Here is a 20,609-nt window from a genome sequence, read left to right as displayed (position 1 = left end):
GTTGTTGACTATAAAAACAATATAAATCATCACTATGAAAAAGTTAAGTTTAATAACGATGCTGGCGATTGCAGCCTTATCGTTCCAATCATGCGGGGGAGCTAAAGACAGCAAAGAAGCTGCTGATAGTACAAACGCAAGTAAAGATTCTTCAACAATGGCAGTGAAAGATACCGCCGGTGTTACCGGGGCTCATGGTATAGCTGTTGATGAAAATGATGCCAAATTTGCCACAGCTGCGGCAAACGGTGGTATGGCCGAAGTAGCTGTTGGGCAGTTAGCCGGCGAAAAAGCAATGAACGCCAAAGTAAAGGCATTTGCTGCAATGATGGTAACCGATCACAGCAAAGTTAATGAAGAGTTAATGGCTATTGCCAAAACTAAAAACATCACACTACCTTCTGCCCCCGATGAAGATCATCAAAAAATGAAAGCCGATCTGGCAGCAAAAACAGGTGCCGATTTTGATAAGGCGTATGTAGATGCCATGATTGACGGCCATAAGAAAACAATTTCTTTGTTTGAAGATGCTGCCAAAAATTGCAAGGATGCCGACCTGAAAGCTTTTGCAGAAAAAACCTTGCCTACTATTAAAGGTCACCTGGCCGAAATTGAAGGTATTAAAAAAGGGATGAAATAATTTCTGATATATAAATAATGGGAGGGAGGTGATTTTCACCTCCTTTCTTTTTTTATACCTATTTTAGGGCTGATTAATAAGTCGGCCCCTATGAAAAAAAGCTACTACTTCTTCTTATTCCTCCTTTCATTTTCCTGTTTTAACGCAAAAGCGCAAAAGGCAGATGATATTGAAACCAAAACCAAAGGTTTTACCAAATATACAGGCTACTTCAATTTTTACTGGGATGACAAGACAGGGAAGGTTTTTTTGGAAATAGATAAGCTAAACCAGGAGTTTCTTTATGTGAACTCCTTACCTGCAGGTGTCGGTTCAAACGACCTGGGACTTGATCGAGGGCAAATTGGTAACAGCCGGATTGTGAAGTTTATAAAAAGTGGTCCTAAGGTGTTATTGATCCAACCCAATTACAGCTACCGGGCTATAAGCGATAATGTTGATGAACGTAAATCCGTTGCTGAAGCCTTTGCGCAATCGGCCATATGGGGCTTTACCGCCCTTGCCCAGGATGGCGATAAAGTACTGGTTGATTTTACTCCTTTTTTGCTGCGCGACAGCCATAAAATTACTGATAGGTTAAATGATAATAACCAAGGCAGCTTTAGCTTTGATGAAAGCCGCTCGGCGGTGTACTTGCCCAATACCAAAAGTTTTCCTGATAATTCGGAGTTTGAAGCCACCATTACATTGGCAGGTAAAGCTAAAGGAGCCGAAATTAGTTCGGTATCGCCAGATCCTAATGCTGTTACGGTGAGGATGCACCAGTCATTTATAAAACTGCCCGATGATAATTATAAACAACGTAAGTTCGATCCGCGCTCGGGTTATTATGATGTGGAGTATATGGATTATGCAACACCGATAGATCAGCCAATCATGAAACGTTTACTGACAAGGCATCGCCTCCAAAAAAAGGACCCTGCGGCAACCATCAGTGAACCGGTAAAGCCCATCATATATTATGTTGATCGTGGAGCGCCGGAGCCTGTGCGCAATGCCTTAATAGAAGGAGCCAGTTGGTGGAACCAGGCTTTCGAAGCCGCTGGATATAAAAACGCGTTCCAGGTGAAGTTGCTGCCAGAGGACGCCGATCCGATGGATATCCGTTACAATATTATTCAATGGATCCACCGCTCAACCAGGGGTTGGTCATACGGCGAGGGGATTAGTGATCCCCGTACCGGTGAAATCATTAAGGGGCAGGTATCACTCGGTTCGTTGCGCGACAGGCAGGATTTTTTAATAGCCGAAGGATTGGTGCAACCGTATGAAGATGGTAAACCGGTAAGTGATAAAATGATGAAACTGGCCCTTGCCCGGTTGAGGCAACTGGCCGCCCATGAGGTTGGGCATACACTGGGCTTACAGCATAATTTTACAGCCAGTGTAAATGGCAGGGCATCTGTAATGGATTACCCGCCGCCCGTGATCAGTTTGGATGCTGACGGCACCATCGATCTGAGTAAAGCTTACCGCACAGAAATTGGAGAATATGATAAACGCGCTATTCTTTATGGCTACCAGGATTTCCAGGCAGGCACTAATGAGGATGATGCCTTAAAGGGTATTGTTACTCAAACTATTAAACAGGGCTTCTTATTTATCTCCGATGATGACGCCCGCCCTGCAGGTAGCGCGCATCCGCAGGCACATCTTTGGGATAGTGGTACCAATGCCGCTGATGAATTGAATAGGCTGATGGTGCTTCGGAAACATGTATTAGATAATTTTTCTGAAAAAGCCATTCGCCAGAATGCGCCAATGGCCACGCTTGAAGAGGTATTGGTGCCTATGTACTTGATGCACCGTTTCCAGGCCGAGGCTGCTTCAAAAATGCTGGGCGGTTTGTATTATACCTTCGCTTTAAAAAACGATGGACAAACCATTACTAAGTTTGTTCCCCCTGCCGAGCAATGGAAAGCATTTGATGCATTAATGGGAACCATAGCTCCCAACGCACTTGCACTACCCGAAAAGTTGATCGAAAAAATACCACCGCGACCAATAGGGTACCCGCGAACAAGGGAAACCTTTAAATCGCACACAGGGTTAACCTTTGATCCTATGGCGGCTGCAGAATCTGCCGCTGGCGCAACGCTCTCTTTTATGCTGCAACCAGAGCGGGCGGCAAGGCTGATTGAATATCAATCACGGGATAATACCCAGCCCGGCTTATTACCGGTGCTGAATAAATTAGTGGCCCAAACCTGGAAAGCCCCACAGGCGGCAGGCTATAAAGGCGAATTGCAACGCCTGGTAAATAACTTAACCCTTAAACAGATCCTCACCCTTGCTGCCACTACCAGCGCGCCGGAGAGCGTTCGTGGTATAGCCCTGTTACAGGTTGATGAATTGAAGAAATGGATGCAAACTGCTGTAAATACCGCTACTGATTCCCGAAAAGCAAATTTGTTGTTCGGATTGTCGCAGATCAGTCAGTTTGAAAAAAATCCGGATAAGTTTCAACCTGCAACGGTGTTGAATATGCCAGATGGCTCGCCTATTGGTATGGATTAACGGATATGGGCATTTATTACCGACGAAGCCTGAAATTACACCGATGAAGGCTGCGTATTGAGCGATGAATGTATAATTGATTGATTGTTAGTGCGTTTATGAGTGTTTGCCGAGTGGGATAGGCTTTTGGTCTATAATAATATAACGATGGTCTATTGCATTTTTTTGATGCCGAAAGATGTTGTTGATTTGAATATTGAAACTAAAAACAAAATTCAAAAACGATATTTAAAATCAAAAGATCATGAAAAATTCAATCAAATTATCAGCATTATTCTTTCTATTAAGCGCCGGAATTTTTGCCACAACAGAAGCAAGTGCTAAAAACCATACCCCAAAAACTAATGATGTTATCACCGTATCAGCCATGAAGAAAAATCTTGGGGTAGCGGTTAATGTTATCAAAGCTGATGAAGGAAAATCAGTTGTAAGGATTTACGATAAAGAAAACCACATATTACTAAAAGACTTTTTGCCTAATAAAGCCGAAGCTTCAAAGGGTTATATTTTAACCAACCTGGAAAATGGTGATTATACCTTTGAAGTTACTTCAAACAAGGAAGTAGTTACCAAAACAGTTCACGTTTATGATGAAGACCAAAAGAAAACATTTTTCTTTGTTGACTAATCCGGAGTGTTATAAAACAAAAAAATCCCGCCATGAGCGGGATTTTTTTGTTTTATATAAGGGATATTAATCCCAAAGGTTTGTTGGATAAGTGCCATTGGCAACTAATTCCGAAATACACTTTTGTACAATAGGTTTATCTTCTTTATAAGTTACACCAAACCATTTTGCGCCGGTAGGGATAACTTTAAATGATGCAGTACCTGCTTTGATCAGCTCATCAGCAACTAGAGGGATAAAGAATTCCGATTTTGGGTTGTTCTCGTTAGCTGCGACAAATGTCCTGAACATTTCTTCGCTTTGCTTAAAAATAGCGGGGGTAAAGCCCCAGAAATTCATCGATACACGGGTTTCATTTGGTAATGGATGTTCGCCAGTGGCATCTTTATAGGCAACGCTGCCATCTTCTTTAAAATAAACCTCGGTGCGCTCGTTTATTGCTACCATATTGCCTTCTTCAACCTGGCAAACTCCACGTGATACGGAGCCATAATCGGAAAGCGTTCTGTCTATCTGGTAGCCTATTATAGAGTAAGTATCATCGGCAACTTCAGTAGTTAAAAATTTCGCCATTTTTTCAAACGAATCGTAACCATAAAAATCATCGGCGTTAATTACACAAAAAGGCTCATTGATTTGGTTGCGGGCGGCAAGTACAGCATGTGCGGTACCCCATGGTTTTGCGCGTTCAATAGTTTTATCAATGCCAAAAGGCTTCAGGTCGAAGCTTTGAAAAACGTAATCTGTTTCTATACGGCCTTTTAATTTGGGTTCAAATATCGCTTTAAAATTATCTGCAAATTCTTCACGTATAATAAAGCTTACTTTGCCAAAACCGGCTTTTATAGCATCATATATAGAATAATCAATAATAGTCTCTCCGTTGGGGCCAAAGCCGTCAACCTGTTTCATGCTTCCGTAGCGGCTGGCCATACCGGCAGCCAAAATAAGTAGTGTGGGTTTCATAGAGTGTCTGTGGGGTATTTGTTAAGCTAATTTTTTAATTGTGTATTAAGGAAGGGTTTAAGGTCGAAAATGTTTTAATGAGTAGATTATTTAATGTATCTGAAATCCTGTCCGGCTTTGATATTTAACAAAACTTCGTATATCAAACGGATAACATTATCAACATCCTCCTTGTGAATCATCTCCACAGTGGTATGCATATAACGTAGAGGTAAAGATATCAGCGCAGATGGTACGCCGTCATTTGAGTAAGCAAATGCGTCAGTATCGGTACCGGTTGATCGTGATGAGGCCTGGCGCTGAAAAGGTATTCCTGCCTTTTGGGCAGTTTCAATAAGCAGTTTATTCAGGTTGTTTTGTACCGCAGGGGCATAAGATACAACCGGGCCACGGCCGCAAGCCAGATCGCCCTGGGTAATCTTGTTGATCATCGGGGTTTGGGTATCATGCGTAACATCGGTAACAATAGCTACATTGGGTTTTATTTTATGAGCTATCATTTCTGCGCCACGTAAGCCAATCTCTTCCTGTACGGCGTTTACGATATATAAGCCAAACGGCAGTTTTATGTTGTTCTCTTTTAATAGGCGGGCAACCTCGGCAATCATGAAACCACCTGCGCGGTTATCCAGTGCGCGGCCAACATAATAACGATCATTCAGGATCATAAATTCATCCTCGTAGGTAATTACGCAACCAACATGGATGCCTAATTTTTCTACCTCATCTTTAGATGTACAGCCACAATCTAAAAAGATATTTTTAAGGGTTGGAGCTTCCTCTTTTTCGCCGCCAGAACGGGTGTGGATGGCAGGCCAGCCAAATACTGCTTTTACAATGCCATTATCGGTATGGATATTTACCCTTTTTGATGGGGCTATCTGGTGATCAGAGCCCCCGTTGCGAATAACGTATATTAAACCATCGCTGGTGATGTAGTTAACAAACCATGATATTTCATCGGCGTGTGCCTCAATCACTACCTTATAATCTGCTTTTGGATTAATTATCCCAACTGCTGTACCATAATTGTCTACATAATGGTCATCAATATAGGGCTTTAGATATTCGAGCCACAATTCCTGGCCTTTCCATTCAAAGCCGGTAGGAGAGGGATTATTAATGTATTTCTCGAAAAATGGTAGCGAAGTTTCGTTTACTATAGAAATATGCGAAGCGGAATCAGATTTTTTTTTAGCCATGTTATTTTTAGTAACCTTACGATATGCAATAAGCAAATATAATAAAGCCGTTGATAAAGCCTTAAAATAACTTGCCATAATGGGAATAAATGTGTGTTTTTATTATAAATTTAATACTTCAATATCCTGAATTGGTGTTTTTTTTAATTATTGAGTGTTTTAAACCATTTGATTAATTATTTGTCATTAACTGTGTACTTTACAGTAATCTGTAAAGTCGGGTTATTTATAATATTTTTGTTCTTTGCTACTTTAATTTACTACATCGTGAAACGATTTGCGCCTTTTTTTATTTTGATAATTGCCTTTTTAACGTCATGCAATGTTGTTCAGTACGTTACTGTGCCGGTTAATTACGGCCCAAAAATGGGTTTCAGGCATGATAGTACAACCATTGTAGTTATAAACAGGTATAAGCCCGATAGCATAAAGATAAGAGATCAGCGAAGGTTAACTGTTTTGAAAAAAATGGCCGTTACCTCTCTCCAGACGGCTGCTACACAGTTAAAATATTTACGCGGGGTACGTATCATTAATATTGTCGATTCTTTAAATTACGCCGTAAATACCGACTCTGTTAAATTCCTGGCATCAAAGTATGGTGCCCACTATGTTTTAGCGCTAAATGATATAACCGCGGGTATATATGCCGAGAATAGTTATTACAATGGTAATGTAAGTACTTATTATACAACCAAAGTAAAAACGATTCTTAACTTGTATGAAAACAACGGTCTTTATTCCAAAAGACTTTCAGGAATGGCCGAAGTGCCTCAGGATGAAATGTACTCGGGCGGCTTTGCGGCGTTGTTTTATCGCCCCTCTTACAGGAGTAGTATTCCCACTTTAACAATAGCTACACAAAATGCAACCCTGGATGCACTAAAGGATTATTTGCCATTCTCAATTTCAAACGAGCGACCGCTATACACAGATGGCGAAGCACTGCAATCATCAGCAGCGCTGATAAAAGCGGGGAAATTTGATTTGGCTTTCAAGATACTAAATCCCTTAATTGATGGTGCCGATGTAAAGCTGGCAAGTAAGGCAGCTTACAACCTTGCGGTAGTTTACGAGGCGCAGGGCGATATTGAGGAGGCATTGAAAACTGCTAAGCTATCAAACGACAAGCGCCGGAGCGAAATGGCCCAGGCCCTGATTGCCGATTTACTGAAGGAGTAGGTTTAAATGTGCAGATTACAGATGTGCAGATTTTTTTGTCTGAACCTGGATTTTAAGAATTTAGGAATGGGCAGAATATAAACGGCATTCTGTTAATTTATTAATTCGGTAAATTCTGGTTCAGACATCATCTGACATCTGCACATCTATACCCTTCTCCAATATCTCGTAATCAAAGCCATTTTTAGCAAATAGTATACCGGTCTGCTTAAAACCAGACTTTAAGTAGAAACCGATGGCTGATAAACGGGCATTGCACCATAAACGTTTGCCGCCATTTGTAACTGCAAAATCTGTAATGTGATTTAGCAACTGTTTGCCAATGCCCATGCCTTGTACTGATTCATCAATCCCAAATTTTCGGAACTGGAAATCATCACCCTTTTGAAACAAGGATACCACTCCAACAATGGCATTATCCTTAAAAGCTGCAAAGTGCAGCCCTTCATTATCCTCGTCCATTTCCATTTCATATAGTTTTTGGGCAGGGTATAAAACCTTTTGCCGTAATCGCCAGGTAAGCTCCGGGCGGATCTGCTCGATGCTTATTTCGGATTTCGGATGTTCGATCTCGGATTTGGTCATTTTGGGAATGTAGATTTCTGATTTTATGATGGTATCCTATTTTTTAAATTATGCAATTCAAGAATTAAAAATAAACCCGAAACGGAGAAATCCTCTTTAACACCCCTGAAAACAATTAAAGGTTAAAAATCGAACATCCCAAATCCGAAATCAAAGCGGAATATTTCCATGCTTTTTCCTTGGGTTGTTTACTACTTTATTTTCCAGCATTTTAAAGGCCTGGATGAGTTTAATGCGGGTTTCGGCAGGTTCAATTACCTCGTCGATGAAACCACGCTCAGCGGCACGGTAGGGGTTGGCAAAGGTATCGGAATAGAGTTGTTCCATTTCCTTCCATTTGGCTTCCTTATCTGCTGCGGTTGTAATCTCCCTTTTAAAAATGATCTCGGCTGCGCCTTTGGCACCCATTACAGCAATCTCTGCAGATGGCCATGCATAGTTCATATCGGCACCTATATGTTTGGAGTTCATCACATCATAGGCCCCACCGTAGGCCTTTCGGGTTATCACCGTAATACGCGGAACGGTAGCCTCGCAAAAAGCATACAGCAATTTAGCACCGTTGGTGATAATTGCATTCCATTCCTGATCGGTACCGGGTAAAAAGCCTGGAACATCTTCAAAAACCAGTAACGGAATGTTGAAGCTATCGCAAAAACGCACAAAGCGCGCTGCTTTGGTTGAACTGTTGATATCTAAAACACCGGCCAAAAACGCTGGTTGATTAGCTACAATACCAATGCTGCGGCCTGCAAGGCGGGCAAAGCCAACAACAATATTTTCTGCAAAATCCTTATGGATCTCTAAAAAAGATCCGGTATCTATCACATGATCAATAATCTCGCGGATATCATACGGGGTAGATGCAATCTGCGGCAAAAGGGTGTTCAGCTCCGATCGATATTCGTTTCCTATATCATAAGGCAAGGCCGGAGCCCTATCCTCACAATTTTGCGGCATGTAGCTTAGTAGTTTTTTTATGTTTTGAATAGCCTCAATTTCATTGGTACACGCAAAATGTGTTACGCCCGATTTGGTGGCATGAGTTGTAGCGCCGCCGAGTTCTTCAGACGTCACCACTTCGTGGGTAACCGTTTTTACAACGTTTGGCCCGGTCACAAACATGTAGGATGTGTTTTCCACCATCAAAATAAAATCAGTGATGGCAGGTGAGTAAACCGCCCCACCGGCGCAGGGACCCATGATGGCCGAGATTTGCGGAACAACGCCTGATGCCATGGTGTTTTTATAGAATATATCGGCATAGCCGCCTAAGGATACCACGCCTTCCTGTATGCGTGCGCCGCCTGAGTCGTTTAGCCCGATAACGGGAGCACCGTTTTTGATAGCGAGATCCATGATCTTGCAAATCTTTTCGGCATGAGTTTCAGATAAGGATCCACCGAAAACGGTAAAATCCTGGGAAAATACGTAAACCAACCTGCCATTTATGGTGCCATAACCGGTTACAACACCATCGCCCGGATATTTTTCTTTCTCCATTCCAAAATCGGTAGAGCGATGCGCTACCAGCATTCCGATCTCCTGGAAGGATCCTTCATCCATTAAAAAATGCAGGCGTTCCCGCGCTGTTAATTTCCCTTTTTTATGCTGACTTTCAATACGTACCGTGCCGCCGCCTTCAAATGCCTTCTGGCGTTTTTGCCTTAATAATCCAAGCTTTTTATCCACAATTCAGGTTGTTTGTAACATGATAAAAATAGTAATTAAATTGTAAGATAAGGGTAAATCTGCTGTACATGCTTTTAACAACCCCATTTTTACCTATATTTGTAATAATGAAGATCAGGAATTTTAAAATACTGGTAGCAATAATGTTTTTGGGTGTCTTTGTCATAAAGATGGCCATATCTCTTGCTCCTGCATTTTTATATCTTGATAATAAAACCGTAAGCGCGGTTATCCTGCAACTGGAGCAGGAATCAAAGGCCGAAAAGGACACACCTGATAAGGATACTTTTAAAGAAAAAAAGGTTTTTGATGAATATGATTTGCACGCAATTGATTTTATCACCTTTGTGGTAGAAACTAATGTGCTGCATAACCAGGAACATTCGCTCTACAAGCAGGTTTATCACCCGATAGTACCTACTCCGCCTCCCAACGTTTAAATGATTTAACCGGATATTCCTTATCCGGAAGCAACGCTTTATAATTCATTTAAATTTTCATTCAAACATTCATTCTCATGCAAATTAAGCAAGGTGGGTTTGCCGTTGGCAATCTTAACCTAAAAAAATACTTTTTACCCAAAAATCTAAAAAGAGATCTTCCGGCAAGTCTTGTAGTTTTCCTGGTAGCCTTACCACTATGTCTTGGTATAGCGCTGGCATCTGGCGCACCACTGTTTGCGGGTGTACTTACAGGTATTATTGGTGGTATAGTTGTTGGATCATTAAGCGGCTCGCAGTTGAGCGTTGCTGGTCCGGCGGCAGGTTTAACGGTTATTGTATTAAATGCCATTACCAGCCTCGGTTCCTATGAAACATTTTTACTTGCCTTGGTACTGGCTGGTGCTTTCCAGATTTTGCTTGGTGTTTTAAAAGCAGGTACCATTGCCAACTATTTTCCATCATCGGTAATTGAGGGAATGCTGGCGGCTATTGGAATTATCCTAATCATGAAGCAATTTCCGCATGCGGTGGGTTACGATGCTAATTTTGAAGGGGATGAAAGCTTTAGCCAGGCAGATGAACATAACAGTTTCTCCGGGATACTTGGCGCATTCGCTAAAATAAACTACGGCGCAGTAATAATCAGCGTGGTTTCATTGGCATTCATGATCTACTGGCCTAAATTTAAAAAGCTGGCAATGATACCCGCTCCATTATTAGTGGTGCTTGCTGGTATTGGTTTAAGCACAGCGTTTGCGGGTACCGATTTAGCCTTGCTGGATAAGCAGTTTGTGCGTATACCCATTGTGAATAGCAGCAGTGAATTTTTTGCTTTATTTAAAACAGCTGATTTTAGTGGAATTGGTAATAAACAGGTTTGGATAACCGCTTTTACCATTGCTATTGTAGCCAGCCTGGAAACGCTGCTGAGCCTGGAGGCCGTTGATAAAATTGACCCCATAAAGCGAATTTCGCCTACCAATCGTGAATTGGTTGCACAGGGAATAGGTAATATTACCAGTGGACTATTGGGTGGCTTACCCATGACTGCCGTTATTGTACGTTCATCGGCTAACGTAAATTCCGGTGCCCGTACCAAGATGAGTACGGTGGTTCATGGCTCGTTGCTGCTGGTGTCGCTACTGTTCATCCCTGTACTTATCAACCTGATACCACTATCATGCCTGGCAGCTATCCTGCTCATGACCGGCTATAAACTGGCCCGCATATCGTTATTTAAGCATATGTGGCATTTAGGTTTAAGCCAGTTCATTCCTTTTGTAGTAACTATAGCGGCAGTTGTGTTAACAGACCTGCTTATTGGTGTTGGTATTGGTATGTTGGTTGGGATCTTTTATATCCTGCGCACCAATTTACGCAACCCCTATTTTTACCAGATCTCCAAAAATGGCGATAAAAAGGTGATTAACATAAAACTTGCCGAAGAGGTTTCCTTTTTGAATAAAGCAGCGATACAGATCACTTTAACAAGTTTACCAAGCGGTACAGATGTGATCATTGATGGCTCCAACTCGCGCTATATTGACCCGGATGTACTGGAGATCATCCATAATTATAAGCACAACGCCTATACCAAAGGCATAATTGTGCAATTACTTGATATAAAGGATAAGTACGACGTACCTCCTTTAAAAGAATTAATGTATAACCCTAACTAAGAAAAAATCATGGCACTTATAGAAAATAAAAAAAACGAGAAACCGGTAATTGATACCACCAATCTAAAACTGGCCCAGTCTGATAGCTATAACGCGTTATTACGCGGAAACAATGAGTGGGTGGAGAGAAAGCTAAAAGAAGACAGCGACTTTTTCAAAAACCTGGCAAAAGGCCAGCACCCGCAGGTATTGTGGATAGGCTGTTCAGATAGCAGGGTACCTGCAAACGAGGTTACCGGTACCAAGGCAGGCGAGGTATTTGTACACCGTAATATTGCCAACGTATGTGTACACTCGGATATGAATATGCTGAGCGTACTGGATTATGCGGTAAACGTGCTTAAAGTAAAACATGTTATAGTAGCTGGTCATTATGGTTGCGGCGGTGTGGCAGCTGCCATGAGCAACAAGCAATTTGGTTTGATAGACAACTGGTTGCGCCATATTAAAGATGTGTACCGCCTACATAGTCATGAACTTGACCGCATTACCGACGAGACTCAAAGACAGAATCGCCTTGTAGAGCTTAACGTGAGCGAACAGGTTTATAACCTATGTAAAACATCCATCATTCAAAATGCCTGGATGGAACGTAATGATCTGGAAGTACACGGCTGGGTGATTGATTTGGGTACTGGCTTGGTGAAAGACATCAAGGTAAGCAGCAGCAGTCCGCATAATTTAGGTTATGTGTATGAGCTGGATAGCATCGAAGCTGTGGCTTCGCATTAAAAATAATAATACAATAATTTCTCTGTGCCGAAGGGGCACAGGGAGGTTTTTTTAGTTTGCCCCGGTTCATGCAAATGGCCGGGGTTTTTTGTTTACAGGAGGTTAACAATAGCGTAAGCAATAACTATAAATTTTTATCCTATTTTTATGCGTTGTTAATAAACAGCATTTACTATGCTAAGGCAATCAAAAGAAGAACGCACCCTTAAACAAAATTTATTGCTGGCTTCGTCAACGGCTTTTGTATCGGGCGTTACCAATGTTGCGGGGATGGTTGCTTTTTTAGCTTTTACCTCCAATATTACCGGGCATGTGGCCAACCTTGCCAAACATATTGTGGAGCAGAATTTCAGGGAGATCGTGGTATTTGTAATCTGGTTGCTGCTTTTCTTCGCGGGGGCTTTTTTATCCAATTTTATAGTGCGCTCCCTGGAGCATAAAAGTCGTTACCGGGCACATTCTACACCAATCATCATCGAAATTATATTGCTATTATTTGTTGCCGTGTATGGTCATAACTTTTATAAAGAAACAGATATTGAACGCGAGATTGTAATAGGAGTTATTATTTTTTCGATGGGTTTGCAAAATAGCCTGGTATCAACCATATCCGGCGGGTTGATCAAATCAACCCATTTAACAGGTTTGTTTACTGATTTGGGTGGTGATGTTTCTGAATGGCTACATCCCAATGTCGAAAAAACAACTATCATTCGCAATAAAATAATTGTTCGGGTTACGGTGCTCTCCTTCTATTTTATTGGGGCAATATTGGGTGGCTTTCTTTTTAATTTGTATGAGTTTGCTATTTTTTATTTCATACCATTAATTTTGCTTACTATATTGTATTACGATCTTTCGCCCGTTGCGCTGCACAAAATAACCCGTTTATTTTGGACTGAAAAAAGGTGATCGGCTTAAAAAAAATCTAACTATAAAACTATAAACTATGTGTGCCAAAAAAATTTTCCATGATACCAGCCATATTACATACGAAAGCTTGTTAGATGGCAATAAGCAATTTATTGAAGATGCTTTAGCCGAAGATCCTGAGTATTTTTTGAAACTGGCCAACGGGCAAACGCCACCTGTACTTTGGATTGGTTGTGCCGATAGCCGCGTGCCGGCCAACCAGATCACCAATACCTCTCCGGGCGAGATTTTTGTGCACCGTAACATTGCCAATATGGTTATCCATTCGGATATGAATATGTTATCGGTACTGGATTATGCTGTAAATGTATTAAAGGTAAAACACGTTATTGTAACCGGTCATTACGGTTGTGGGGGTGTAATAGCGGCAATGAGCAATAGTGAATTCGGCTTGATAGATAACTGGCTGCGCCATATTAAAGATGTTTACCGTCTGCATGCTGACGAACTTGACGCAATTGAAAACGATCAGGAACGCACTAACCGACTGGTAGAGTTGAATGTGATAGAAAACGTTTACAACCTATGCAAAACCTCCATTGTGCAAAATGCCTGGAAACACGGCCAGGAACTGGCAGTACATGGCTGGGTATACAGCATCAGCACCGGTATAATTAAGGATATGAAAGTGAGCACCAGCGACAATGCCAATTTGGGAGATGTGTTTAAGTTTAAATAGGGAATTAAGAGTCAAGAATCAAGAGACAAGAATCAAGAGTCAAGAATCAAGAGACAAGAGTCAAGAATTAAGAGTCAAGAATTAAGAGTCAAGAATCAAGAGTCAAGAATCAAGAGACAAGAATTAAGAGTCAAGAATCAAGAGACAAGAATCAAGACGGGAGAAAAGCCGACAATAAATTATATAAAAAAAGCGCAGGGAATAAATTTCCCCGCGCTTTTTTTTGATCTATTCAAAAGTCTTAACTCTTGTTTCTTGTCTCTTGACTCTATAACTTATATTTCTTTAGCCAAGAACGGGTACCTGTAATCCTTTGGTGGATCAAAGGTTTCTTTGATGGTGCGTGGCGATACCCAGCGTAACAGGTTGATCATAGAACCAGCCTTGTCATTGGTGCCTGATCCTCTTGCGCCGCCAAATGGCTGCTGACCAACAACTGCTCCGGTTGGTTTATCATTGATATAGAAGTTACCGGCTGCGTTGCGTAGCTGATAGGTTGCTTTGGCAATAGCATATCTGTCTTGTGATATGATAGAGCCTGTAAGCGCATAAATAGATGTTTTGTCTACAATGTTAAGCACCTCGTCAAATTGATCGTCCTCGTACACGTAAATGGTCAATACGGGGCCAAAAAGCTCTTCGCACATGGTTACATAGTACGGATCCTCTACTTTTAACACGGTTGGCTCAACAAACCAGCCTTTTGTTTTATCGTAGCTGCCACCGGCAACAATTTCAACACCTTCGTCTGTTTTGGCAGCATCAATGTATTTGGCCAGTTTATCAAATGAAACCTCGGTGATTACGGCATTAATGAAATTTTCAAAATCTTCAACCGGACCTATCTTAAACGAGGTGATATCGCGCTGCATGTTGGCTTTTACTGCAGGCCATAATGAAGCAGGCACATAAGCCCTGGAAGCGGCAGAACATTTTTGCCCCTGGTACTCAAACGCGCCACGAACAAGAGCTGTACTTACCACATCGGCATTGGCGCTTGGGTGGGCAAGTACAAAATCCTTACCACCTGTTTCGCCCACAATGCGTGGATAGGTTTTGTATTTATGAATGTTGGTGCCTATTGTTTGCCAGATGTTTTGGAACACCTTGGTTGATCCTGTAAAATGGATACCTGCAAAATCCGGGTGATTAAATATTACTTCGCCTGCAACTGGACCGTCAACGTAGATCAGGTTGATCACGCCATCAGGTACGCCAGCTTCTATAAATACCTTCATGATCACGTCGGCAGCGTAAATCTGCGTGTAAGCAGGTTTCCACACTACAACGTTACCCATCATGGCAGCAGATGCAGGCAGATTACCTGCTATAGCTGTAAAGTTAAAAGGGGTTAAAGCAAATACAAAACCTTCCAGTGGTCGTTGCTCTACACGGTTCCAAACGCCTTTGCCAGATACAGGAGGCTGTTGCTTGTAAATCTCGGTCATGTATTCCACGTTAAAACGCAGAAAATCTATCAGCTCACAAGCCGAATCAATCTCGGCCTGGTAAGCGTTTTTGGACTGACCCAGCATCGTTGCCGCATTTATAGCAGCACGGTATGGACCAGCAAGTAAATCAGCAGCTTTTAAAAATATGGCAGCACGCTGCTCCCATGGCAGGTTTTCCCAGTCGGCTTTAGCGGCAAGCGCTGCATCAATGGCGGCTGTTACGTGGCTGGCATCACCTTCGCTGAAGGTGGCTAACAAATGTTTATGATCATGCGGCGGACGAATTTCCAGCTTTGTGCCGGTGCGTACTTCCTTGCCGCCAATGTACATGGGTATGTCTAACTGCTGCGCGCGGGCCTCGTCTAAAGCAGCTTTGAGTGCTACTCGTTCAAGACTTCGAGGGCCATAGTTTAAAACCGGCTCGTTTTGCGGAGCAGGAACATTAAAAAATCCTTTAAGCATAATGGGTCGTCAATTTATTGGCGCAAAGATAGGGATTTTGGAGAAGATGGCGGGTGAGGGGATTGTCAAATTGTTAATGTAAGAAATAGAAGCGCGATGAGAGTAGTAATATTTTTATTATTTAATGCTTTTATTATTAATATATTTATTGTGTGAAAGAAAAGGAAGAATTATTTTTTGAATTAAATATAAATGGAGATTCAATCACGATGATCCCATTAAAAATAATTAATTATAATTCGGAATTATCCTGGGATAACAATTGGATAAAAACTCAAATAATAATTAAAGTTGGCGGTTTTAAAGGAGATTACACAGGCGAATTGATGGTTAGTGATTTCCTTAGGTTTAGGGATGAGTTAAAAGTACTGTATACCAACTTAGATAGTTCGGCAAAATTTAGCGGTTATGAAGGTTATTTAGAAATTGACATTAAAGGAGATGGTACAGGGCATTTGAACGCGGCATGTGTAGCTGTTGAGCGGAGTGCTACTCTCTTTGGGTCTGAATTGAAGTTTGAATTAGCTTTTGACCAGACATATATTCCAGGTTTTATAAAGCAACTTGATGACATCGCAAATCGATTTCCCGTTATTAAATAATATGAATAAATAAATTTGTAGTTTAATAAATAAATTTATAGTTTTTTTGAAGGCCTGATGCCTTATTTTGAACCACGAAGCCCTGCTAAATCGAAAGGCTATGTCATGGCAAAGAACATGTATTTATATGCATTGCAATTGTTGAGGTATGATAGAATTTCCGAAAACATTGTTTCAGTCAATTTGGTGCAACCATTCTAAAAAGAACAAATCGATGAATATTTAGGGGATATGGAAATTGACAATATCTTAGAAATTGGGATTGACAACGTGGGTAGATTATATATAAAGCCCGAAACGGAAAATTTCAGTATGATTTACCGGTTGGCTACCGAGGTTCATTGGGATAATAATGGAAGTTTTCTATATTCACCTAAGCCCAGGGAGTGGTCCTATTTTGAATGGTTTAAACATATGGTACTTGTTATTAATATAGAGTGCGGCGTTACCTTAAAAGTAACGCCTGATACTATCTGGACTTCCATTCCTGAACCCCTGAAAACAGAAATTTTAAATTTTGTAAGATAATTATTGGCCAACTTGGCATGTCCACCATAAAACCTATTCTCCGTATAGCATGACCATAGAAGATATTCAAGCCATTTGCCATCAACTACCCGGCGTTACTGAGGATATTAAACTCGGCGAACACTTATGTTTTAACGTGGGCGGTAAAACCTTCCTATTTACAGGCCCTGATTCGGTGCCTCCAACAGCCTCGGTAAAAGTGCCGGATGAGGATTTTGAAGAAACATTACAGAAGGAGTGCTTTTCGCCACAGGCGTATATTGGCAGGTATAAATGGGTACATATAGCCGATATCAGCTGTTTAAGCATCCCCGATTGGGAATTTTACATCAAACAATCGTATCGGCTTATTGCCGAAAAGCTTCCGGCCAAAGTGCGGAAAGAAATAGGGGTGTAATGTTGTATCAAGTAGTTAGTATCAAGTATAAAGATCAACAGAATCAATAATGTGTGCTGATGTAACGCTGAGATTCTGTTAATTTTTAAATTCGGTAAATTCAGGTTCAGACAAATATCGCGTTAGGGACAGGCGCGGATACCGGCCGAGAGCGTAATCCCTCCAGGCGTATGAGCAGATGGCCCGACCGCAGGCAACGCCCTAAAAAGGGACAAAGGACGAATAGATAATGGATAAAGGAACTTTTCATCTCCTGTCATTGCCTTTGTTACGAAGCAATATCCGCACAGGCAGGTAGATCAGGCAAGTTTTACACTATCATGTCCGCTCTGTATAGTTTGGAGATTGCTTCGTACCTTATAATGACATATTGGATTTTGAGGCGTGTGGGGCTGTCAGTCTGAGCTTGTCGAAGACTCGCGCGGAGAGGCCTTTGCCCGCTATCCTTCGACAGGCTCAGGATGACAGCCATTTTTGTTACGTCATTTTCTCTTTCAGAGTCCACCGGATTTTCAAACTTATAATGACGCGTGGGGGAGGTTTGCCGCAGAAGTAGCTTTATAACAAAAAAACACCACCCGAAACCGGATGGTGTTTTTGTATGTTATCCCACACCTTTCAGTGGGCCGGGCATCTATCAAACTTTGATTTCAACTTCAACTCCGCTTGGCAACTCAAGCTTCATCAGGGCATCTACAGTTTTTGAATTTGAGCTGTAAATGTCTAATAAGCGCTTGTATGAGCATAATTGAAATTGCTCACGTGCCTTTTTGTTTACGTGTGGTGAACGTAAAACGGTGAAAATTTTCTTTTCGGTTGGTAACGGAAGTGGTCCGCTAACTACAGCGCCTGTTGGCTTTACTGTTTTTACGATCTTCTCAGCAGATTTATCTACCAGGTTGTAATCGTAAGATTTTAATTTGATCCTGATTCTTTGGCTCATGTTAATTTGATTTTAACCACCCTAAGAGCTATTTATTAGGGCAATTGTTGAATTATTGATTTATTGAATTACTGAATTAGCTTTCTTGTGTTTTTGATTCACTCAATCACTAATTCAATAATTCAAAATTATTTATGCGTTTGCAGCAGCTTTTTTGCCTTTTACTTTGGCAACTACTTCTTCCTGTACGTTACGTGGTGCTTCAGAATAGTGATCAAACTCCATTGTTGAAGTAGCACGGCCTGAAGTGATGGTACGTAACTGAGTTACATAACCAAACATTTCTGAAAGTGGTACAGTAGCTTTAATTACCTGTGCACCTGCACGTGAATCCATACCTAAAAGCTGGCCACGACGACGGTTCATGTCACCGATAACATCACCCATGTTTTCTTCAGGGGTAAGGATCTCGATTTTCATGATCGGCTCAAGCAATACTGGTTTACATTTTGGCAATGCCTCACGGTAAGCCATTTTTGCAGCTAACTCGAAAGATAGCGCATCTGAATCGACCGCGTGGAATGAACCATCAATTAACCTTACTTTTAAGCTGGTTAACGGGAAGCCGGCTAATACACCGTTTGCCATTGAAGCAGCAAAGCCTTTTTCAACAGATGGAATAAACTCACGAGGGATTGAACCACCGCTAATTTCATTCACAAACTGTAAACCTTCTTTACCTTCATCGTTTGGAGAAAGGATAACCTGGATATCGGCAAATTTACCACGACCACCGGTTTGTTTCTTATAAGTTTCACGGTGTTGGATAGTACCTGTAATTGCTTCTTTGTAAGCAACTTGTGGCGCACCCTGGTTAACTTCTACTTTAAACTCACGTTTTAAGCGGTCCATGATGATATCTAAGTGAAGCTCGCCCATACCTGAAATTACAGTTTGGCCGGTTTCTTCGTCAGATTTTACGTGGAAAGTTGGATCTTCTTCAGATAATTTACCAAGAGCGATACCTAATTTATCTACGTCGGCCTGTGTTTTAGGCTCAATAGCTAAACCGATAACCGGCTCAGGGAAATTCATCGATTCAAGAATGATCGGGTGTTTTTCATCACAAAGGGTATCACCTGTTTTAATATCTTTAAAGCCTACTACCGCTGCAATATCACCTGCACCTACATTAGGGATAGGGTTTTGCTTGTTAGCGTGCATTTGGAAGATACGGGAGATACGTTCTTTGTTATCTGAACGCATGTTGTGTACGTATGAACCAGCCTCTAAATTACCAGAGTATACGCGGATAAAGCACAAACGACCTACGAAAGGATCGGTAGCAATTTTAAACGCTAATGCTGCAAATGGTTCTTTTTCTGATGGTTTACGTAAAATTTCTTCGCCTGTATCAGGGTGATGACCAATAATACCTTCAACATCCATTGGTGAAGGCAATAATTCCATCACATAATCAAGCATGGTTTGTACACCTTTGTTTTTGAAAGATGAACCACAAACCATAGGTACAATTTTAGCATCTAATACTGCCTTACGCAATGCATCTAAAATTTCTCTTTCTGTGATTGATTCTGGCGCTTCAAAGAATTTCTCCATCAGGCTTTCATCATAATCAGCTACTGATTCAAGCAATTTTTCTCTCCACTCAGTTGCTTCTTCGATCATATCCTCAGGGATAGGCACTTCTGTAAAGGTCATACCTTTATCATGCTCATTCCAAACAATACCTCTCCAGTTAATTAAATCAACAACACCTGTAAATTTCTCTTCGGCACCAATAGGTAACTGAAGTGGTACAGCGTTGCTGCCTAACATGCTTTTTACCTGTTTTACAACATTTAAAAAGTCGGCACCAGAACGGTCCATTTTATTAACGAAACCTATACGGGCAACGTTATAATTGTTTGCAAGTCTCCAGTTGGTTTCTGATTGTGGCTCAACACCATCAACAGCACTAAAAAGGAATACCAAACCATCCAATACACGCAGCGAGCGGTTTACCTCAACGGTAAAATCCACGTGACCCGGTGTATCAATAATGTTGATATGATATTTTTGTCCTCTGTAGTTCCAATCTACTGTTGTAGCAGCAGATGTAATGGTAATACCACGTTCCTGCTCTTGCGCCATCCAGTCCATTGTTGCAGCACCTTCGTGTACTTCACCAATTTTGTGGCTTACGCCCGAGTAATAAAGGATACGCTCGGTAGTAGTGGTTTTACCGGCATCAATGTGAGCGGCAATACCTATATTTCTTGTAAATCTTAGATCTCTTGACATGTTTTTTATTTTATGATTTCACTGATTTAATAAAACGATTACACTGATTTATTGATTTTGCTGTTTAGGGCGCAATCATAATAAATCAGTGTAACCTTAATATA

Annotated in this window: 19 protein-coding genes; 12 read left to right on the top strand and 7 right to left on the bottom strand. The window is 41.4% G+C overall.

Annotated features, from left to right (window positions below; genetic code table 11):
• The first annotated feature begins 34 nt into the window (after nt 1-34).
• The 3 genes from AC1D0K_RS11110 to AC1D0K_RS11100 all read left to right on the top strand — a co-directional run bounded on the left by AC1D0K_RS11110 (nt 35) and on the right by AC1D0K_RS11100 (nt 3,785).
• A complete protein-coding gene (locus AC1D0K_RS11110; protein WP_477395771.1) occupies nt 35-640 on the top strand; it encodes a DUF4142 domain-containing protein in 606 nt (201 codons plus the stop codon).
• Nucleotides 641-730: 90 nt separating this feature from the next.
• On the top strand, nt 731-3,157 hold the full coding sequence (locus AC1D0K_RS11105; protein ID WP_477395774.1) for a zinc-dependent metalloprotease: 2,427 nt from the start codon (nt 731-733) through the stop codon (nt 3,155-3,157).
• Between the two features lie 244 nt (nt 3,158-3,401).
• Entirely contained in the window at nt 3,402-3,785 is a 384-nt protein-coding gene (locus AC1D0K_RS11100) for a hypothetical protein (RefSeq protein WP_477395776.1), read from the top strand.
• A 66-nt stretch (nt 3,786-3,851) separates the two neighbouring features.
• Here the strand turns inward: AC1D0K_RS11100 and AC1D0K_RS11095 are convergent, their stop codons facing one another.
• Both AC1D0K_RS11095 and AC1D0K_RS11090 read right to left on the bottom strand, forming a co-directional pair.
• Nucleotides 3,852-4,751: a nucleotidyltransferase family protein gene (locus AC1D0K_RS11095; RefSeq protein WP_477441751.1), complete on the bottom strand. Its 900-nt coding sequence runs from the start codon at nt 4,749-4,751 to the stop codon at nt 3,852-3,854.
• 86 nt (nt 4,752-4,837) lie between these two features.
• Nucleotides 4,838-5,953: a M42 family metallopeptidase gene (locus tag AC1D0K_RS11090; RefSeq protein ID WP_477395780.1), complete on the bottom strand. Its 1,116-nt coding sequence runs from the start codon at nt 5,951-5,953 to the stop codon at nt 4,838-4,840.
• Nucleotides 5,954-6,220: 267 nt separating this feature from the next.
• Here AC1D0K_RS11090 and AC1D0K_RS11085 point away from each other — a divergent pair, with 267 nt between their 5' ends.
• Nucleotides 6,221-7,135 (top strand): DUF6340 family protein, encoded by a 915-nt coding sequence (locus tag AC1D0K_RS11085; RefSeq protein WP_477395782.1) that lies wholly within the window; start codon nt 6,221-6,223, stop codon nt 7,133-7,135.
• A gap of 120 nt (nt 7,136-7,255) precedes the next feature.
• Here the strand turns inward: AC1D0K_RS11085 and AC1D0K_RS11080 are convergent, their stop codons facing one another.
• Together AC1D0K_RS11080 and AC1D0K_RS11075 are read right to left on the bottom strand one after the other, a co-directional pair.
• Nucleotides 7,256-7,720, bottom strand: a complete 465-nt coding sequence (locus tag AC1D0K_RS11080) for a GNAT family N-acetyltransferase (RefSeq protein ID WP_477395784.1) — start codon at nt 7,718-7,720, stop codon at nt 7,256-7,258.
• 150 nt (nt 7,721-7,870) lie between these two features.
• Nucleotides 7,871-9,412, bottom strand: a complete 1,542-nt coding sequence (locus AC1D0K_RS11075) for an acyl-CoA carboxylase subunit beta (RefSeq protein ID WP_477395786.1) — start codon at nt 9,410-9,412, stop codon at nt 7,871-7,873.
• A gap of 68 nt (nt 9,413-9,480) precedes the next feature.
• On the opposite strand from AC1D0K_RS11075, the gene AC1D0K_RS11070 reads away from it, so the two are divergent.
• The 5 genes from AC1D0K_RS11070 (at nt 9,481) to can (ending at nt 13,878) form a co-directional block, all read left to right on the top strand.
• Nucleotides 9,481-9,852 (top strand): hypothetical protein, encoded by a 372-nt coding sequence (locus AC1D0K_RS11070; RefSeq protein ID WP_477395788.1) that lies wholly within the window; start codon nt 9,481-9,483, stop codon nt 9,850-9,852.
• 77 nt (nt 9,853-9,929) lie between these two features.
• Complete coding sequence (locus AC1D0K_RS11065; RefSeq protein ID WP_477395790.1) at nt 9,930-11,534, top strand: SulP family inorganic anion transporter; 1,605 nt, start codon at nt 9,930-9,932, stop codon at nt 11,532-11,534.
• A gap of 9 nt (nt 11,535-11,543) precedes the next feature.
• The gene (locus AC1D0K_RS11060) at nt 11,544-12,266 is read left to right on the top strand and encodes a carbonic anhydrase (RefSeq protein ID WP_477395792.1); all 723 of its coding nucleotides are present in this window, start codon (nt 11,544-11,546) and stop codon (nt 12,264-12,266) included.
• A gap of 174 nt (nt 12,267-12,440) precedes the next feature.
• Nucleotides 12,441-13,178 carry a YoaK family protein gene (locus AC1D0K_RS11055; RefSeq protein WP_477441755.1) on the top strand — a complete coding sequence of 246 codons (738 nt, stop codon included), beginning with the start codon at nt 12,441-12,443 and terminating at the stop codon, nt 13,176-13,178.
• Between the two features lie 37 nt (nt 13,179-13,215).
• Nucleotides 13,216-13,878 (top strand): carbonate dehydratase, encoded by a 663-nt coding sequence (gene can, locus AC1D0K_RS11050; protein ID WP_295721006.1) that lies wholly within the window; start codon nt 13,216-13,218, stop codon nt 13,876-13,878.
• Between the two features lie 275 nt (nt 13,879-14,153).
• On the opposite strand, the gene pruA is transcribed toward can, so the two are convergent.
• Nucleotides 14,154-15,791: an L-glutamate gamma-semialdehyde dehydrogenase gene (pruA, locus tag AC1D0K_RS11045; RefSeq protein ID WP_477395797.1), complete on the bottom strand. Its 1,638-nt coding sequence runs from the start codon at nt 15,789-15,791 to the stop codon at nt 14,154-14,156.
• A gap of 152 nt (nt 15,792-15,943) precedes the next feature.
• On the opposite strand from pruA, the gene AC1D0K_RS11040 reads away from it, so the two are divergent.
• The 3 genes from AC1D0K_RS11040 to AC1D0K_RS11030 all read left to right on the top strand — a co-directional run bounded on the left by AC1D0K_RS11040 (nt 15,944) and on the right by AC1D0K_RS11030 (nt 17,318).
• Nucleotides 15,944-16,393 carry a WapI family immunity protein gene (locus AC1D0K_RS11040; RefSeq protein ID WP_477395799.1) on the top strand — a complete coding sequence of 150 codons (450 nt, stop codon included), beginning with the start codon at nt 15,944-15,946 and terminating at the stop codon, nt 16,391-16,393.
• Between the two features lie 231 nt (nt 16,394-16,624).
• Complete coding sequence (locus AC1D0K_RS11035) at nt 16,625-16,921, top strand: hypothetical protein (protein WP_477395801.1); 297 nt, start codon at nt 16,625-16,627, stop codon at nt 16,919-16,921.
• 49 nt (nt 16,922-16,970) lie between these two features.
• Nucleotides 16,971-17,318, top strand: a complete 348-nt coding sequence (locus AC1D0K_RS11030; protein WP_477395803.1) for an MmcQ/YjbR family DNA-binding protein — start codon at nt 16,971-16,973, stop codon at nt 17,316-17,318.
• A gap of 637 nt (nt 17,319-17,955) precedes the next feature.
• Here the strand turns inward: AC1D0K_RS11030 and rpsJ are convergent.
• Together rpsJ and fusA are read right to left on the bottom strand one after the other, a co-directional pair.
• Nucleotides 17,956-18,261 carry a 30S ribosomal protein S10 gene (gene rpsJ, locus AC1D0K_RS11025; protein ID WP_022830652.1) on the bottom strand — a complete coding sequence of 102 codons (306 nt, stop codon included), beginning with the start codon at nt 18,259-18,261 and terminating at the stop codon, nt 17,956-17,958.
• A gap of 132 nt (nt 18,262-18,393) precedes the next feature.
• Complete coding sequence (gene fusA, locus AC1D0K_RS11020; protein ID WP_295721010.1) at nt 18,394-20,505, bottom strand: elongation factor G; 2,112 nt, start codon at nt 20,503-20,505, stop codon at nt 18,394-18,396.
• Nucleotides 20,506-20,609 lie beyond the last annotated feature (104 nt).

Source organism: Mucilaginibacter sp. P1_A3 (assembly GCF_056406855.1).
This window is presented reverse-complemented; position numbering and strand designations above follow the sequence as displayed.

What these genes read in the sequence shown, in the direction of transcription:
- AC1D0K_RS11035 (WP_477395801.1), top strand. Translation starts at nt 16,625, where the DNA reads ATGGAAATTGACAATATCTTAGAAATTGGGATTGACAACGTGGGTAGA.
- AC1D0K_RS11100 (WP_477395776.1), top strand. Translation starts at nt 3,402, where the DNA reads ATGAAAAATTCAATCAAATTATCAGCATTATTCTTTCTATTAAGCGCC.
- AC1D0K_RS11065 (WP_477395790.1), top strand. Translation starts at nt 9,930, where the DNA reads ATGCAAATTAAGCAAGGTGGGTTTGCCGTTGGCAATCTTAACCTAAAA.
- AC1D0K_RS11030 (WP_477395803.1), top strand. Translation starts at nt 16,971, where the DNA reads ATGACCATAGAAGATATTCAAGCCATTTGCCATCAACTACCCGGCGTT.
- AC1D0K_RS11090 (WP_477395780.1), bottom strand. Translation starts at nt 5,953, where the DNA reads ATGGCTAAAAAAAAATCTGATTCCGCTTCGCATATTTCTATAGTAAAC.
- AC1D0K_RS11060 (WP_477395792.1), top strand. Translation starts at nt 11,544, where the DNA reads ATGGCACTTATAGAAAATAAAAAAAACGAGAAACCGGTAATTGATACC.
- AC1D0K_RS11110 (WP_477395771.1), top strand. Translation starts at nt 35, where the DNA reads ATGAAAAAGTTAAGTTTAATAACGATGCTGGCGATTGCAGCCTTATCG.
- AC1D0K_RS11070 (WP_477395788.1), top strand. Translation starts at nt 9,481, where the DNA reads ATGCTTTTAACAACCCCATTTTTACCTATATTTGTAATAATGAAGATC.
- rpsJ (WP_022830652.1), bottom strand. Translation starts at nt 18,261, where the DNA reads ATGAGCCAAAGAATCAGGATCAAATTAAAATCTTACGATTACAACCTG.
- AC1D0K_RS11095 (WP_477441751.1), bottom strand. Translation starts at nt 4,751, where the DNA reads ATGAAACCCACACTACTTATTTTGGCTGCCGGTATGGCCAGCCGCTAC.
- fusA (WP_295721010.1), bottom strand. Translation starts at nt 20,505, where the DNA reads ATGTCAAGAGATCTAAGATTTACAAGAAATATAGGTATTGCCGCTCAC.
- pruA (WP_477395797.1), bottom strand. Translation starts at nt 15,791, where the DNA reads ATGCTTAAAGGATTTTTTAATGTTCCTGCTCCGCAAAACGAGCCGGTT.
- AC1D0K_RS11080 (WP_477395784.1), bottom strand. Translation starts at nt 7,720, where the DNA reads ATGACCAAATCCGAGATCGAACATCCGAAATCCGAAATAAGCATCGAG.
- AC1D0K_RS11105 (WP_477395774.1), top strand. Translation starts at nt 731, where the DNA reads ATGAAAAAAAGCTACTACTTCTTCTTATTCCTCCTTTCATTTTCCTGT.
- can (WP_295721006.1), top strand. Translation starts at nt 13,216, where the DNA reads ATGTGTGCCAAAAAAATTTTCCATGATACCAGCCATATTACATACGAA.
- AC1D0K_RS11055 (WP_477441755.1), top strand. Translation starts at nt 12,441, where the DNA reads ATGCTAAGGCAATCAAAAGAAGAACGCACCCTTAAACAAAATTTATTG.